Below are 15970 nucleotides of genomic sequence, written 5' to 3' on the forward strand. Positions count from 1 at the left end.
GTAGACTGCTGGTTTTAATTAGCAGGTTGCGTAACAGCGTTGGCATCTAGTGTAACTGCTGTTTGAGCTAAGAGTCTACCGTTAACTCTTGCACCAGTATTTACCACAATACCTTTTTGTGCCAATACTATACCTTTGAAATCAGATGTTGTTCCAAGAGATACACCAGTGCCTCCTGCAACTTGCCAGAAGATGTTTTTAGCTAATGCGCCGCCTGCAAGAGTTACAATAGCACCATTGTTTACAGTGAGGTCTCCTGCTATTTGAAAAATCCAGATGTCAGTTGCACTACCAGTAATAGTTACCCCAACATCTGTTATTAAAACATCTGTTCCCCATTTATAGAGACCTGGATTAAGAATCTTACCACTCACGTCACCTGCATAAAGTTCAATATAATCAGGCACTGCAAGTCCGGCTGCATCTGTATATGCTGTTTCCATGTCACTTACTGACGTGGTTAGGTTAGATGGAATTGGAGCTGTCATATTGGCCGCATATATCTTCCCTGTCACTAAAGATGATGTTGAATATGTGCCATCACTGAAAAGAGTATCAGAAAATCCGGTTATGTAAGTTCTAGCAGCCGGACTAACGCCTATGTCACCAGTGATAGCTGTAGTACCTGTTGTAGATATTGCCGTCTTAGCAAGGATTACGTAATCTCCAGCTGTGCCTAGATTCACTGCTGTTTGAGCTGCCGCTACCCCAGCTCCTGTTGTAAAAACCCAAACTTTAGCAACTGCTAAAGCATTGCCAGCTAGGTCTGTGACGCTAGTATTGATTGTAGCAGTATATTCAGTTATAGCAGAAAGATTTGCATCAGGATTAAATACCATGGTGTTGCTAGAGTAACTTACTGTGCCTGTAATATATGTAGGACCGGCTGCAGCTAATGTAAAAGTAGCTGCACTTACTGTTGAAGGATCTAGTGCTTCACTAAAGAGAGCACTTACACTTCTGTCTGTCGGCACATTTGTAGCATTAGTATCAGGATTTGTAGACGTCACAGTAGGTGCAATAGAGTCTATTGTTGTTCCTGTTGTAAAGCTCCAAACCATATCAGTTGCCAAAAGAGCACTACTATTTGAGTCAAGAACACCAGTAGTTATTGTTGCAGTATATTGAGTACTAGCTGTAAGATTGGCACTAGGATTGAAGAGCATTGAGCTGTTGTTTTCATAGGTTACTACTCCTGCAACTGCTGTAGTGCCATTTTTTAGTGTAAAAGTTGTCGTATCCACTGTGGAAGCATCAAGTAGTCTGTCAGGGATGGCAGAGATGCTTGTATTAAGTGCTACGCCTGTGGCACCATTAACAGGAGATGTAGGTATAACAGCGGGTGTATAAGTGGTTTCTGCTACTGCAGCATCATTGCTGCCACCGCATCCTGCTGAAAAAATTGTCAGTACGAAAAGCATAGAGAAAATCGCTAAATTTGAATAGTGTTTGAATATTTTCATTTGATTTGTCCTTTTGAAACGTAAATACTATGAATGTATGTAGCCTTGCGAGTGGGTGAGTACAAATTCTGCAAGTATGTCAGGCTTACTGCTAGAGTTGTTTGACAGTATTACAATGTCATAAACCTAGTTTCTCTTAGAATGATTAAAATCATCGTCTAGAATTATTAAGTATACTTGAATAAAGACAACTAATGGATCAGATTAAATATTAATTAAATAAAACAAGTAATTCTGAAGTGTTGAATCACTTATTGCCCTTATGATAGTGGGTCAACAGTTTGTATTTTTGATATAATAACAAAAAATAATAATAGACCTAAGGAATACAATGAGTTATTATCTTTTCGGATACGGATCTATCATGAGCCCAAAAAGTGCTTCACGTGGGATGAAAAAAGTTTTGCAAAAAGATGATTTTACTCATGTAGTTTTAAACGGATATGTTAGAACATGGACGGCGGCAGAATCACTATTTTTTGAACAAACTCAAAAAGAATCAATAGGGGTGTTTTTAAACCTTAGTGAGAAGATTGGCAAGAAAGCCAACGGAGTACTGATACCTATCTCTGAAAAAGAACTAGAGCATATGAAAAAGAGAGAAAAAAATTACGACTGCGTAGATGTAACAAATAAAATAGAAACATCATTAGAAAATATTTCGGTTTTTACTTTTATCACACCGTTGGAGCGTCAGGCAAAAACAGGAATGCCCAATGCCTATATTCCTGCGAAGTATATTGATATTTTACAAGATGCCTTTGACACATGGGGTGAAGATTTTGAAAATAGTTATAAGAGTACGACAGAGGATATGAATTTTACATTAATGCAAGGGCCTTACAGGTTTGTTGATGCTCAACAGCAAGAACATGTTTGAGTATAATAATGAATACTAGTAATATAAAAAACATAGTGATACAAAGTTTTTCACTTCATAATTCTAAGCGTTCAGGCAAAAAAAACTTTGTATATAAATCAGAGACAGAACTTGAGATTTCTCTTTTAGAAGATGATAATTTTGAGACTTTAGAAAAAACACTTCTAGCACTACGTAAAAAGGGAAAGCTGTACTATAAACTTTTAGAATATTGGAGACATCTAATTGTAGTTATGGTGCCTGCCTTGGTTATTGCTATTGGCTTTGCCTCCGTTTCTATCTATGAAGACACTTTTAAGCAGATGCTTTTTTCATTTCCACAAGCCTTTGGCTCAAAAGAGATAATTGCTGTAGTGATATCTTTGTTCACTGTAGGTATGATAGCATTTCTTCCTGCTCTTATTGCCGGTGAAAATGGACATTTTGAAGAAAAAGTTCGTTCTTGGTTTAATCATGAATATCGTCTTGTTAAAAGGCTTGAGTTCTTGCTTAAAACACTCCTTAGCAGCAATAGTTCCTTACATGTATATAACGCAGATATATTTTGCGAAAAAAGCTGGATATGGACTGTGTTAATTCCTTCTGTTATAAAACAACCCAATTCACTTATCCTACATGTACGTCATGATATGAAAAATGAACTGAGTAAAAAATTAGAGCAAATTGCTAAAGATAGCTCATTATCAATAAATATAATATTCAAAGATGAAAAAATTTCAAAAGAGCCACTTAGTATAGAGATGCTTTCCAATGACGAGCAAAGATTTTTGGGAATACTTTACTTTTGTTCATTGTTTAATCTTCCTAAAGAGTGGAAAAAAGAAGAAGAGATAGAGCCATCTTCCATGGAGCGGTTATCTACTGTTTTTGCTGATTTTATTTTTGATATACTTGAAAAACAAGATAAATGGAAAAATAAAGTATCTTTTGAACATTTTTTACAGCGATGTATGCAAGACTACGGTTTTTGTCAGTTTGAAGATGGAGAGTGGTATTTAAATAAACTGGAGAACAAACCAAATTCATACGAGAATGATTATACTACTTTATATAATTATCTTCATAGTCATTCTCAGGAGATTTTACATAAGCAAAGTGATGCTATAGGACTTATAATAGCATATGCTATTTTGCCATCCATGCATCAGGTCTCATCTTATAAAAAACCATTGATCTCTTTGCTAATTGAAAAGCTTTATAAGAATGAACATTATTTTCTTGTCTCAAGGTATTGGCATAACATTGCAGGAGATATACCTGATATAAAAAAGCCTGCTCAAAGCTTTTCAGTAAATTCGACATCTTTATATAGAGAACTTAGTATAGAGAGCCTTGATGCGCTAGAGACACTGTTTGAACGTGCAGGTATGTTTGACGAGGCACTTCTTTTGTCACACTTTTTATATAATTATGAACCATTTAAATACCATATAGGTATCGCCAGATTGTATGAGAGAAAAGGGGAGTTTACAAAAGCAATAAAAGAACTTGAAAGTGCAGAAAATTTAGATTTTTTTAATAAAGAGAGTCCTGTATATCTACTGTATCTTCAGTATCGTGCTTGGTTTATTGTTAGTGCTCGTGAAGAGGAAAAGAAAAAATGGGGACAAAAAGCGCTTGAGGAGTTTGAATCAGTATTAAACTCTTCAAATATTGGCAGACGAGATACCAAAATGCTTTGGCATCTTTATAACACTAAGGCTAATTATGCAGAATGGGAAGGCGACTACGAAAAAGCAATAGAAGCTTATGGAAAATGTCTTCTTATTCCAGGCGTAGGTTATTATGAATATGGAGGAACCTTTGTGAATATGGGTATATCTTACCGTCTTTTATCTGGAAATAAAAATTTTGAAGAAGCAAAAGAAATAGCACACCTTAGTAAGATTTATGGAGAAAAGGGGGTGAAGCTTAAGCGTATGCTTGGTGATGAAGATGAACTCCCGATAGCTTTACATAATCAGGCTCTGAATAGGCTTACAGAATATATGCTTTCTCCATCTGAGTTACTTTTGCAAGAGGTTCTTCATGAGACTAAAGAGGCTTGCGCTATTTTAGAAAAAAATGGTGCAAAAAAGCGTTATGCAATGCTTTTAGCTGAAAGATACATAGCTTTTATTCTTTTAGGAAAAAATGTTGAAGGTGAGGAGGTTTTTAGAAGACTTCTACTATGGGTGCAAAACTCTTGTTCTTCAAAACAAGAGTGCATAGACATCTATAATATTTTTAATGTTTACTTAAATCTAGATCCACAAAAGAGTGCTTTTTTAATCAGTCACTCTCAACACTCTTAGGCTCAAATAGTGTTCCTAGGACATGTTTATCTCTCAAAAGAAATGATTCTGCTGCGCTAAGATCAAAGCCGTTGCATAAAAACATTTTCCTTCCACGCTTCAACAAGTAATCAGCGGCTTTTAGTTTTGTCACGATGCCGCCTGTTGCAAACTCATTGTTTGGTGTTGAAGTATCAACTAATGAGTTTTGCGGTATTTCATTCATAGTTTTATAAATTTTGGCATCTTCATATTCTCGTGGATTTTTGTCATAGTAACCATCAATGTCACTTAAAATAACTAACATATCTGCATCAATCGCATATGCAACATTTGCTGAGAGTTGATCATTGTCACCAAAAAGTTGTTCCGGTGTAGATGTAATATCGTTTTCATTAACAATAGGTAAAATATCATTTTCTAAATGCGCATCAATGATTTCCTGAAACATTTTAGTACGTTTTCTTGAATCAAAATCATCTTCAGTCAAGAGTATCTGAGCAGTGTCAATATCATAAATATCAAATTTCTTCTTATATGCTGTCATCAAAATTGGCTGACCGGCTGCTGCAAGAGCTTTTTTACCAATCTGTTTTCTTTTGTCAAGTTTCAATGTCGAGTACCCTGCAGCGACTGCTCCTGATGTAACTAATACTACAGCATACTTATCTTTAAGAGTTGCGATTAGTGTAACAAGATTTAGCATTCTTTCTTTGGCAATCTTGTTATTGTTTGTCAAAACAGCTGTCCCAACTTTTATAACTAGTCTTTTCATTATTTTCCTTGATTTTTTTGATTTTATACTAAAGTTATTTAGACTGACAAAAAGCATCTAATATCTGATGTCATAGGCCTAAAATATGTACTTTACCGATGTGCTTTTTGAAATAGATAAAGTTCTTTGATAGCAGTTGGCATGTACAATTGTATCTGTTTATTATGAATGACTTGAAAATTGCTTGCTATGAGTGCAGAAAGTCAACTAGCAATTAAAGAGTTCCTCGCCTAGATAACTGCTTTTAAAGAGTTGAAATCATTATCTTAAATAAAAAAAAGGTATATAATAATATCATGAAAATATGGATTTCCGATACACAGACTACAAGCCATCGTATAGTAAGACTCAGCAGTGAAGAACACAGTAATCATAGTTACGCTGGTAATTTTAATGACGATGAACTAAGAGGATTTTTTCTAGAGATACAAGATGATATGGATGTTGATAAAAACATTAAACTAATAAAATATTATGGCTATTTGCATCTTTTTATAATTGCTAAAAAGAAAGATAGATAAACTTCTAGCACTTGAAAATATGAATAATGTTTTTTAAAAAAGTGTTTGAAAATATGTAGTGATAGACAAGCTAATCAGGTTAAGTATAGTAGTTTAGGGAAGGTTTGTGGATGATCATATATAATGAGTTGGTGGAGCTGTGGAGAATCGAACTCCAGTCCGAAACCACGCTACTCCTAACGTCTACATGCTTAGAAAAGCCGTTAAAGTTTAATCTTGCTTCACACAACTTGCAAAGCTACACAAGACGATCCTCTTGGGTTCATTCTACGTACGAGGCGGACGTAAAGTATATCTACATAAGGGTTATACTTCGAATCCTATTTATCTAGAGTCCATAGGTGAAGCAGCCCGTCCTCTAAGAGGGGGTAAAACTTATGCTACTGCGTAAGCTGGGCGGTAATTTGTATTGTTTGCGTTTAAGCAATTTTGAGCCGTGTAACGGAAATGCTCAGTCCGACATGCAGTTAAAAGCTACTTGATCCCGTCGAAACCAGGTCAGCCCCAAATAAGCCCAATACAAAAGGCGTTGAGAATTATATCGAAGATTAAGTTTACAATATATTAATATTAAAATGATTTTGTATGAAGGTGGTGGCCAATCTCGGAATCGAACCAAGGACACAGTGATTTTCAGTCACTTGCTCTACCGACTGAGCTAATTGGCCATAATAAAATTTGGAAGTCTTTAAAAGTGGTGGTGGCCAATCTCGGAATCGAACCAAGGACACAGTGATTTTCAGTCACTTGCTCTACCGACTGAGCTAATTGGCCATCTTTTAAAGAGCGAAATTATAGCGACTGTGTACTGAATACTAGCTTATAGTGTTAATTGCTTTTTTAAATTGATCGCCTCTTTGGGCATAAGAGCTAAATTCATCTAGGCTAGAGGCGGCAGGCGATAGCATTCCAACTTCGTTTTCTTTTAAATTTTTATTTATTTTATCTATTGCATCTGCTAAATTTTTACACAATTCAAATTTAATATTGTACTTTTTTGCCAATAGTGAAAGCTTCTCTTTGTTTGTTCCAATATTATATATTTCAACACTGCAATTTTTTAAGTATTCAAACAGTTCAGCTAAATCAACGCCTTTGTCATCTCCACCCAAAATAAGATGTACATGTAGGGTTTTGTATCTCTGCAGGGCAGCGATAGTAGCATCTATATTGGTTGCTTTGGTATCATTAACCCATAGGCGGTTTTTGCTGTCTCTTAACTCCTCTTGCCTGTGAGGGTCAAGCTTAAAAGAGTTTATTTTTTCATAATCAACTCTGTCAAAAAGTATTTTATCAACAGCCATTGCCAAAAGAGCATCTGCTAGAAATGCACCTTTGAAGTTTACTCTTTCACTCTCTATGCAAAAATATGAAGCTAAGTCTTGTTCGTTTTTGTATGTAATGACATGTGCAGAAGTTGCTATATCTTTATATACATGTGGGATTATTGCTATTTCTCCCTCTTTCATTTTCATTATAGGTTTTAATTTTGCGTTAACATATTCATCCATAGAGCCGTGCCAGCTTAAATGGTCTGGATTTATCGGAAGTAAAACATAAATGTTTGGAACAGCTTGATTTGTATAGTGCATTGTAAAAGAACTTGTCTCCAAAATCCATATATCAGCATCGGTACGCAAGTTTGCCAAAGGAATGCCTATGTTTCCGCCTGCTTGAGAGCCTCTGTCTTGAAGTAAATGTTGCATCATTTGAGTTGTGGTTGTTTTTCCATTTGTTCCGCTTATCCAAATGGTGAGCGGAGAGTTTTTTGCAAAGCAGTCATACTCACTTATAAGGTTTTTAGCTTTAGCAATAAGTGGATGAGATGGCGGAATTCCAGGGGAAGGAATCTCTAAATCAGAGTAATTTGGATTGAATTCTGATGACGGTTTAACTCTGAAACCATTTTCATCTTTGAATGGTTTTGAAACTTTATCATCATAAAAAACCGCATTTGGAAAAAGTTTTGTTAACGATTTTGTTGTATTCGCATAGCCAAAAAGAGAGACTCTTTGCATTAGCGTATCTTTAGTGAAATTAATGCAATCATATTAGATAAAATTGCGATTATCCAAAATCTAACAATAATTTTATTTTCCGACCACTGTTTCATCTCAAAATGGTGATGAATTGGTGCCATCAAAAAAACTCTTTTTTTTCTAAGTTTGTAACTTCCAACTTGAAGAATAACGGAAAGAGTCTCTATTACAAATATTAAGCCGATTAGAAGTAGAAGAATTTCACTTTTAGAAATTACTGCAAGGTATCCTAAAAAAGCTCCTATTGTTAGAGAACCACTATCTCCCATAAAAACTTCAGCAGGGTGGCAGTTATACCATAGAAAACCTGTAAGTGCGCCCATTAAAGCACTTGCTACTATAGCAACTTCACCAACATTGAAATTGGGCATAAGAAGGTAAGAGCTTATCTTCGCATTGCCTGTTATATAGATGATAATAGCAAAAGAAGTAAGCGCTGCAAGCGAAGGAACGGTTGCAAGTCCATCAAGTCCATCAGTAAGATTTACAGCATTTGAAGTTGAAATCATAACTATTGCCCAAAAAAAGATGGCGTATATCCCCATGTCAAAAACAGGATTTTTTATAAATGGAACATAGAGTTCAGTATTGAAGTCCGCAAATATGCATAAAAATGATGCAATAAAAAGAGAAGAAACTATTTGAAGCGTAAGTTTTGTTCTTGCTTTTAAACCTGCTAAATTTTCGTTTTTCTTAATTTTTGCATAATCATCTTTAAAGCCTATAATAGCGAATAATCCAAGAGTTAAAATTGAACCGACAGCATAGATGTTTGAAAACTTAATGGTAATAAGAGATGCCAAAATAGTTGCAAAAATAAAAACAACTCCACCCATAGTCGGAGTTTTTGCTTTTTCTTTGTGTCTATCTGGCGCCCACTCGTTGATAGGCTGAACACTTGAAGTTCTTTGTGCCCACTTTATAAAACGGGGCATTAAAAACATTGTAAAAAAAAGAGCTAAAAAGAAAGAGATTCCAGCTCTTATAGTAATATATCCAAGTATGTTAATATTTAGTATTTCTGATAGCCAATAAAGCAAGTTGTTTATCCTTAATTATATAAAAACGACATTATAGTATAATTGCATAAAAGTTTTGTTTTGAAGGAAAAATTTTGAGTAAAAAAGTTGTTTTAGTCATAACAGATGGCATAGGGTTTAGTTATAAGACCGATCATAATGCGTTTTACAATGCCAAAAAACCAACATATGATAAACTCTTTAGTGAAACTCCTCATTCACTTATTGATACTTTTGGGCTCAGCGTTGGGCTTCCTGAAGGACAGATGGGAAATTCAGAAGTTGGGCATATGAGTATTGGGAGTGGAAGAATTTTGTATCAAGATTTGGTTAAAATCTCTTTGGCTTTAAGTGAAAATACTTTAAAAGACAATGTGGAGTTAAAAAATCTTTTTAACGCTTCTAGCAGATTGCATCTTATTGGACTTATGAGTGACGGCGGAGTTCACTCTCATATAGAACATTTTATGGGAATAGCTGATTTAGCTTCAAAAGAGGGAAAAGAGGTTTTTTTACATCTTATCACTGATGGAAGGGATGTCTCTCCAACTTCAGCGGGAAAATATATAAAGCTAGTCGAATCTCATCTCAATGAAAACATTAAGATAGCTACAATTTCCGGCCGTTTTTACAGTATGGACAGAGATAACCGTTGGGCAAGAGTTCAAAGAGGTTATGAGGCAATTGTAAATGCAACTCCTAAAACAGACAATACGCCAGCTGGATATATTGGCTCATCATATGCCTTAGGCGATACAGATGAGTTTGTAGCTCCAGTGGCATTTGAAGGTTACGACGGGTTTGAAGATGGGGACAGCGTTTTAACTATAAACTTTAGAAGTGACAGAATGAGAGAACTTGTTTCAGCCATTGCTGATAAAAACTTTGATGGATTTGCAAGAACACACAAGAAAGTTAATCTAGCAACAATTACAGAATATGACAAAAGTTTTACATATCCGGTTCTATTTAGAAAAGACGCTCCAAAAAATACACTAGCCGAGGTTATCTCATCCAAAGGATTAAGACAGCTTCATACAGCAGAAACAGAAAAGTATGCACATGTGACCTTTTTCTTAAATGGTGGTATAGATGAGCCTTATGTTAATGAGACAAGAGTGCTGATTCCATCACCAGATGTAAAAACTTACAATGAAAAACCTGAAATGAGTGCAAAGGAAGTTGGTTGTGCAGTTTTAAAAGCCATGGACGACGGTTATGACTTTGTAGTTGTAAACTTTGCAAACGGAGATATGGTTGGGCATACTGGTGATTTTGAAGCAGCAAAAATTGCAGTTACTGCTGTTGACACAGAACTTGGTAAAATTATGAAAAAAGCCAAAGAGGATAATTATGCTTTAATAATTACGTCTGACCATGGCAATTGTGAAGAGATGAGGGATGAAGCGGGAGATGTTTTGACAAATCATACAGTTGGAAAAGTTTGGTGTTTTGTTCAAGCAGATGGAGTTACCAAGGTTGAGACTGGCGGCTTAAACAATATCGCGCCCACAGTTTTGAAACTTATGGAGATAGAGATTCCAAAAGAGATGGATCATGCACTAATATAGTGCCAATTAAAAAAAAGGAAATAGATGAAATTTAGTGGAAAAAATGTTTTAGTGACAGGTTCAAGTCGAGGTATTGGTGCAGAAATTGCAAAAACTTTAGCAGGTTTTGGCCTTAAGGTGTGGATTAACTATAGAAGTGGTGCAACAGAAGCTGACGCAGTAAAAGATGCAATAGAAACTGCTGGCGGAAAAGCAGCAGTAATTGGTTTTGATGTAAGTGACGAAGCGGCATTTGTTGATGCGATTAAAACTATTATTGATAGTGATGGAGAACTCTCTTATCTTGTGAATAATGCTGGAATTACAAATGATAAACTAGCTCTTAGGATGAAAACAGAAGATTTTATGTCTGTAATAAATGCAAATCTAACATCTTGTTTTATTGGTTGTCGTGAGTCTATGAAAGTTATGCGTAAAAAGAAATTTGGCTCAGTTGTAAATATTGCTTCAATAGTTGGAGAAACTGGTAATGCTGGTCAAACAAATTATGCTGCTTCAAAAGGCGGAGTAATAGCTATGACAAAAAGTTTTGCTATTGAAGCAGCTACTAGCGGTATACGCTACAACACTGTAACACCTGGCTTTATAGCAACGGAAATGACCGATGCTCTTAGTGATGAAATCAAAAATGGATTTACTGCAAATATTCCAATGAAACGATTTGGAAATGCTGTAGAAGTAGCAGAAGCAACAGCTTTTTTACTCTCAGATCACTCTAGTTATATAACAGGTGAAACACTAAAAGTTAATGGTGGTTTGAATATGGCATAGGCCTAGATTGCCTTTATTTGCCAAAGATTTTAAAATAATTAAGCTAACTATGATATAATTTCGTGAATTTATACACAAAACATAGGAGCTAGAATGGCACTTTTAGACGATATTAAAGAAGTAGTAGTTGAGCAATTAGGCGTTAACGCAGATGAAGTAAAAGAAGACGCAAAATTTGTTGAAGATTTAGGTGCTGACAGCCTTGACGTAGTTGAATTAGTTATGGCTCTTGAAGAAAAGTTTGATATTGAAATACCTGATGATGAAGCAGAAAAAATTCAAACAGTTAGAGATGTTGTAACTTACATAGAAAGTAAATAATAATATACCATACTATCGAGTATTTCTCGGTAGTAAAATATTTTTAGTGGTCAGTTTGATTACTGATTTTTGTAAAATATTTTATAATTTATCATGGAGAGATTAAATGAAAAGAGTTGTTGTCACAGGTTTAGGCATGATAAATGCAGTAGGAAATGATAAAGAGAGTTCTTTTAAAGCTATTTGTGAAGGTGCATGTGGAATAGACACTATAACTCTTTTTGACCCTGAAAATTATGCTGTTAAAATTGCAGGTGAAGTTAAAGATTTTGATCCAGAAACAGTTATGGCACCAAAAGAGGTGAAAAAAGCTGATAGATTTATTCATCTTGGTCTTAAAGCTGCACAAGAAGCAATGGCAGATGCTAACCTTGATGACAATACAGATATGGAAAGATTTGGGATTAGTGCAGGTTCAGGAATAGGCGGACTTCCTTTAATAGAGAAAAATTCTATAATAATAGAAACTAAAGGGCCTCGTAAAATTTCTCCATTCTTTATTCCTGGGGCATTGGTAAATATGCTAGGTGGATTTGTTTCTATTGAGCATGGGACAAAAGGTCCAAACCTTTCAAGTGTTACAGCGTGTGCGGCGGGAACACACGCTATTAGTGAAGCAGTCAAAACTATTATGTGTGGCGGTGCTGACAAAATGTTGGTTGTTTCGGCAGAGTGTGCTGTTACTGGCGCCGGTGTTGGTGGTTTTGCTGCGATGAAAGCACTCTCTACTAACAATGATAATCCGAAGGGTGCTTCTCGTCCATTTGACACAAATCGTGATGGTTTTGTTATGGGTGAGGGTGCTGCAGCTCTTGTTTTAGAAGTTTATGAAGATGCTGTTGCTCGTGGTGCAAACATATATGGAGAAATCATAGGTTTTGGTGAGAGCGGAGATGCTAACCATATTACAACACCAAGCCTTGATGGTCCTGCTCGTGCCATGAAAGCTGCATATAAGATGGCAGGTTCACCTAAACTTGATTATATAAATGCACATGGAACAAGTACTCCAATTAATGATAAGAATGAAACAGCAGCAGTTAAAGAGTTGCTTGGTGGTAAAGAGAATTGTCCTCCAATGAGTTCAATTAAAGGTCAGATTGGACACTGTCTGGGCGCTGCTGGCGGCATTGAGGCGGTAGTATGTCTTATGGCTATGAGAGATGGAATTATTCCTCCAACAATTAATTATGAAACACCTGATGAGAACTGTGATTTAGATGTTGTTCCTAATAAATCAAGAAAAGTTGCACTAAACACTGTTATGAGCAACTCTTTTGGTTTTGGTGGAACTAATGGTGTTTTGATTTTTAAAAAAATCTAAATATAGGGATTTAATTTGGCAACATATTTAGACTTTGAACACAAAATAAAATTTATTCAAGAAGATATTATATCTGCACAAGTTCGTCATGATGACGGTGCAGTAGAAGCACTTCAGAAAAATCTAGATAAAGAAGTTTCAAAAATATTTAATAACTTATCTCCTTTTCAGCAACTGCAACTCGCTCGTCACATTGATAGACCATATGCACTAGATTATATTAATTTAATCATGAGAGATAAATATGAATTACATGGAGACAGACACTTCCGTGATGATGCTGCTATTCTTTGTTATTTAGGCTACATTGGCGATGAAAAAGTTATGGTTATCGGTGAGCAAAAGGGTCGTGGGACCAAAAATAAAATAAAAAGAAACTTTGGTATGCCACATCCTGAAGGTTATAGAAAAGCACTTCGTGCTGCTAAGTTAGCTGAAAAATTCAATATACCAGTATTAATGCTTATTGATACACCGGGTGCATATCCTGGTATTGGAGCAGAAGAACGAAATCAGAGTGAAGCAATCGCAAGAAATTTACTAGAATTGTCTCAGCTTCAAACTCAAACAATTTCTATTGTTATTGGAGAAGGTGGAAGTGGAGGCGCTCTGGCAATCGGAGTTGCTGATAAATTTGCCATGATGAGATATTCTGTATTTAGTGTTATATCACCAGAAGGATGCTCAGCTATTTTATGGAATGATCCTACAAAAGTTGAAGCGGCTACAAATGCTATGAAAATCACTAGTGGTGATTTGATGGAATTAGGTCTTATTGATGATATTGTATCTGAACCGCTTATTGGAGCACACAGAGATAGAGACACTGCTGCCACTGCAATAGCAGAATACTTTTTAAGTGAACTCTCCAAGCTTCGTGAAATGACAAGCGAAGAGAGAATGGATGTTAGATATAAAAAACTGACAGGTGTCGGAGCATTTTCAGAGTAAAACTATAATTATTCTTCTTCTTGATTCTCTTTTAGAGGATCAAATTTTGGTCTTTTCAGCCTTTTTGCCTCTTTAGAAAATTTTATAATATCTTCTACAGTTTTAATGTCTTTATTTAAATTTTTGAGTGACAATTTGAACAGTTCATATGTAGTTAAAACATCACTCATTGCTCTATGATGTGTAGCGTTTGGATGTAGGCTTAGAGAGTTGTTTAGATATGAGAGTGCATATCTGTAAGATTCAACTGTTCTCTCTGCTAAAGATAATGAGCACAAGCTTCTGTTTAGCAGAGGAGCTAACCCAATCTTTTGCATGCTTAATGATATGAATTTATAGTCAAACTTTACATCATGAGCTACAAAAATCGCATCACCTAAAAAGAGTTTAAAATCATACATGACCTTTTTTAAGTTTGGTGCATCTTTTGTATCTTCTGCTTTTATACCAGTTATTTCTGTAATGTGTGAATTGATCTCTTTACAGTGGACTAGGGATTCATATCTATCAGTTATTTCACCATTTTTAACTTTAACTGCGCCAATTTCTATAATTTGGTGCTTATCTATTTTTGAGCCATTTGTTTCAATGTCAACAATACAAAACTCTGCATCTTCTATTGACATAAATTTTGTAGCAAAGTAAAAGTAACCGCGATCCTTTAAAATATTCAACCCTTGCGAGTGCCAAAGCTCTAAAGAGAAGTCTAAATCATCATCAACTTGCTCTTTAAAACTCTGTAAACATAACCCTTTAGATGAAAGCTTATGGATACTTTTAGTGTCCAGAGGAAAATCATTACTTAGCATTAAGTATAAACTCTTTCACTTTTTTTGCATTTTTTTTGCCATGAGATTGTTCAACACCGCTACTAACATCAACACCATAAAATCCATACTCTTTTACGGAAGCTACATTTTTAGGATCTAGTCCACCAGCTAAAATGATTTTAGAGCAATCGACTTCTTTAAACCACTCTATGTTCAATCTTTTCCCAGCTCCGCCGTATGTCTCACAATAAGCATCTACTAGTCTATATTCATTACTGTGCTGCAAAATGTCATCAGCATCTTTAGCACGTATTACTTTAATATGTGGGACAACAAGTTGTTTATATATTTCGTCCGAAGCTTCAAAATGGAGTTGAGCAAGAGTGCATCCAGACTCATACATGTAAGCATTGATTGTATTGGCATCAACATTAACAAATAATCCAACTTTTTCTACAAAGGGAGGGAGTTTATTTATTATTTTTTTAGCATCTGAAGGGGAGAGATATCTGGGGGATTTTTCATAAAAAACAAAGCCCAATGCATCGGCACCAGCTTCTATTGCATACATAGCGTCTTCGTACGATGTAATCCCACAGATTTTACAACGCATTAAATTTGTAAACTTTTAATTGCTTCTTCTTTGCTTTCATGTTTAAAGACATAGTTGCCAGCAACAACGATGTCTACACCAACATCTTTTAAAGCTTGAATGTTTTTATCACTTACTCCACCATCAACTTCAATAAGACAGTTTGGATTAATTTTGTTTCTTAACTCATTTAATCTTGCAGCTTTAGGTATCACAGAATCAATAAAGCTTTGTCCACCAAAACCAGGATTAACACTCATAAGTAGAACCATGTCTAAATCTTCAAGTAGATATTCTATAGATTCCGGAGGAGTATGTGGGTTTAAGACAATCGCAGGTTTGATGCCTAAAGAGCGAATCTTTTGTATAAGCCTGTGAGGATGCTTCTCCTCTTCTATATGAAAAGAGATATACTCTGGCTTTAAAGGTGCAAAAAGCTCAACAAAGAAAGTGTTGTTTTCAACCATAAGATGGATATCTAAGGGCTTTGTTGCACATTTTGCAATAGCAGAAACAACGACAGGTCCTATAGTTAAATTTGGAACAAAATGTCCATCCATAACATCTACATGTACGAAATCACAGCCAGCATTACATATATCTTCTACATCTCTTTGTAAATTTCCAAAATCTGCTGAGAGCACGCTAGGAGCAACTTTCATTTTTTCACCTTTATATTATTCACGCTTACTTTTTTGAA

At 35.4% G+C, this 15970-nt stretch carries 15 protein-coding genes, 2 tRNA genes and 1 other RNA gene; 8 read left to right on the forward strand and 10 right to left on the reverse strand.

Annotated features, from left to right (window positions below):
- Positions 1–14 precede the first annotated feature (14 nt).
- On the reverse strand, positions 15–1463 hold the full coding sequence (locus tag HUE88_RS02140; RefSeq protein WP_229860124.1) for an ice-binding family protein: 1449 nt from the start codon (positions 1461–1463) through the stop codon (positions 15–17).
- A gap of 331 nt (positions 1464–1794) precedes the next feature.
- On the opposite strand from HUE88_RS02140, the gene HUE88_RS02145 reads away from it, so the two are divergent.
- Positions 1795–2343 (forward strand): hypothetical protein, encoded by a 549-nt coding sequence (locus HUE88_RS02145; RefSeq protein ID WP_194370622.1) that lies wholly within the window; start codon positions 1795–1797, stop codon positions 2341–2343.
- Positions 2344–2351: 8 nt separating this feature from the next.
- Positions 2352–4637, forward strand: coding sequence for a tetratricopeptide repeat protein (locus tag HUE88_RS02150; RefSeq protein WP_194370623.1), 2286 nt, complete (start codon positions 2352–2354; stop codon positions 4635–4637).
- Here HUE88_RS02150 and proB read toward each other — a convergent pair.
- Positions 4615–5391, reverse strand: coding sequence for a glutamate 5-kinase (gene proB / locus HUE88_RS02155; protein WP_194370624.1), 777 nt, complete (start codon positions 5389–5391; stop codon positions 4615–4617). The two genes, HUE88_RS02150 and proB, sit on opposite strands and share 23 nt — an antisense overlap.
- A 296-nt stretch (positions 5392–5687) precedes the next feature.
- Between proB and HUE88_RS02160 the strand changes: the two genes are divergently transcribed.
- Positions 5688–5912, forward strand: a complete 225-nt coding sequence (locus HUE88_RS02160) for a hypothetical protein (protein ID WP_194370625.1) — start codon at positions 5688–5690, stop codon at positions 5910–5912.
- Positions 5913–6041: 129 nt separating this feature from the next.
- Here the strand turns inward: HUE88_RS02160 and ssrA are convergent.
- The 5 genes from ssrA to mraY form a co-directional block, all read right to left on the reverse strand.
- Positions 6042–6418: a transfer-messenger RNA gene (ssrA, locus tag HUE88_RS02165) on the reverse strand.
- 86 nt (positions 6419–6504) lie between these two features.
- Positions 6505–6580, reverse strand: a tRNA-Phe gene (locus tag HUE88_RS02170).
- Positions 6581–6610: 30 nt separating this feature from the next.
- Positions 6611–6686, reverse strand: a tRNA-Phe gene (locus HUE88_RS02175).
- A 41-nt stretch (positions 6687–6727) separates the two neighbouring features.
- Complete coding sequence (gene murD, locus HUE88_RS02180; RefSeq protein WP_194370626.1) at positions 6728–7930, reverse strand: UDP-N-acetylmuramoyl-L-alanine--D-glutamate ligase; 1203 nt, start codon at positions 7928–7930, stop codon at positions 6728–6730.
- Positions 7930–8991, reverse strand: a complete 1062-nt coding sequence (mraY, locus tag HUE88_RS02185; RefSeq protein ID WP_194370627.1) for a phospho-N-acetylmuramoyl-pentapeptide-transferase — start codon at positions 8989–8991, stop codon at positions 7930–7932. Before mraY ends, murD begins: the two co-directional genes overlap by 1 nt.
- 74 nt (positions 8992–9065) lie before the next feature.
- Here mraY and gpmI point away from each other — a divergent pair, with 74 nt between their 5' ends.
- The 5 genes from gpmI (at position 9066) to accA (ending at position 13908) form a co-directional block, all read left to right on the forward strand.
- Positions 9066–10541, forward strand: coding sequence for a 2,3-bisphosphoglycerate-independent phosphoglycerate mutase (gpmI, locus tag HUE88_RS02190; protein WP_194370628.1), 1476 nt, complete (start codon positions 9066–9068; stop codon positions 10539–10541).
- Positions 10542–10565: 24 nt separating this feature from the next.
- Complete coding sequence (fabG, locus tag HUE88_RS02195; RefSeq protein WP_194370630.1) at positions 10566–11312, forward strand: 3-oxoacyl-ACP reductase FabG; 747 nt, start codon at positions 10566–10568, stop codon at positions 11310–11312.
- 93 nt (positions 11313–11405) lie between these two features.
- Positions 11406–11633, forward strand: coding sequence for an acyl carrier protein (acpP, locus tag HUE88_RS02200; protein WP_194366251.1), 228 nt, complete (start codon positions 11406–11408; stop codon positions 11631–11633).
- A gap of 106 nt (positions 11634–11739) precedes the next feature.
- Complete coding sequence (locus HUE88_RS02205; RefSeq protein ID WP_194370632.1) at positions 11740–12957, forward strand: beta-ketoacyl-ACP synthase II; 1218 nt, start codon at positions 11740–11742, stop codon at positions 12955–12957.
- A gap of 15 nt (positions 12958–12972) precedes the next feature.
- On the forward strand, positions 12973–13908 hold the full coding sequence (gene accA / locus HUE88_RS02210; RefSeq protein WP_194370636.1) for an acetyl-CoA carboxylase carboxyl transferase subunit alpha: 936 nt from the start codon (positions 12973–12975) through the stop codon (positions 13906–13908).
- A gap of 8 nt (positions 13909–13916) precedes the next feature.
- Here the strand turns inward: accA and HUE88_RS02215 are convergent, their stop codons facing one another.
- Genes HUE88_RS02215 through rpe form a run of 3 tightly spaced genes read right to left on the reverse strand, consistent with a single transcriptional unit; the run spans position 13917 to position 15932 of the window.
- Entirely contained in the window at positions 13917–14717 is an 801-nt protein-coding gene (locus tag HUE88_RS02215; protein WP_194370638.1) for a 3'-5' exonuclease, read from the reverse strand.
- The gene (locus tag HUE88_RS02220; protein WP_194370640.1) at positions 14707–15291 is read right to left on the reverse strand and encodes a phosphoribosylanthranilate isomerase; all 585 of its coding nucleotides are present in this window, start codon (positions 15289–15291) and stop codon (positions 14707–14709) included. Before HUE88_RS02220 ends, HUE88_RS02215 begins: the two co-directional genes overlap by 11 nt.
- Entirely contained in the window at positions 15291–15932 is a 642-nt protein-coding gene (rpe, locus tag HUE88_RS02225) for a ribulose-phosphate 3-epimerase (protein WP_194370642.1), read from the reverse strand. The genes HUE88_RS02220 and rpe overlap by 1 nt, the downstream gene beginning before the upstream one ends.
- Between the last annotated feature and the right edge of the window lie 38 nt (positions 15933–15970).

This window comes from Candidatus Sulfurimonas baltica (genome assembly GCF_015265455.1).
GTDB classification, from domain to species: Bacteria; Campylobacterota; Campylobacteria; order Campylobacterales; family Sulfurimonadaceae; genus Sulfurimonas; species Sulfurimonas baltica.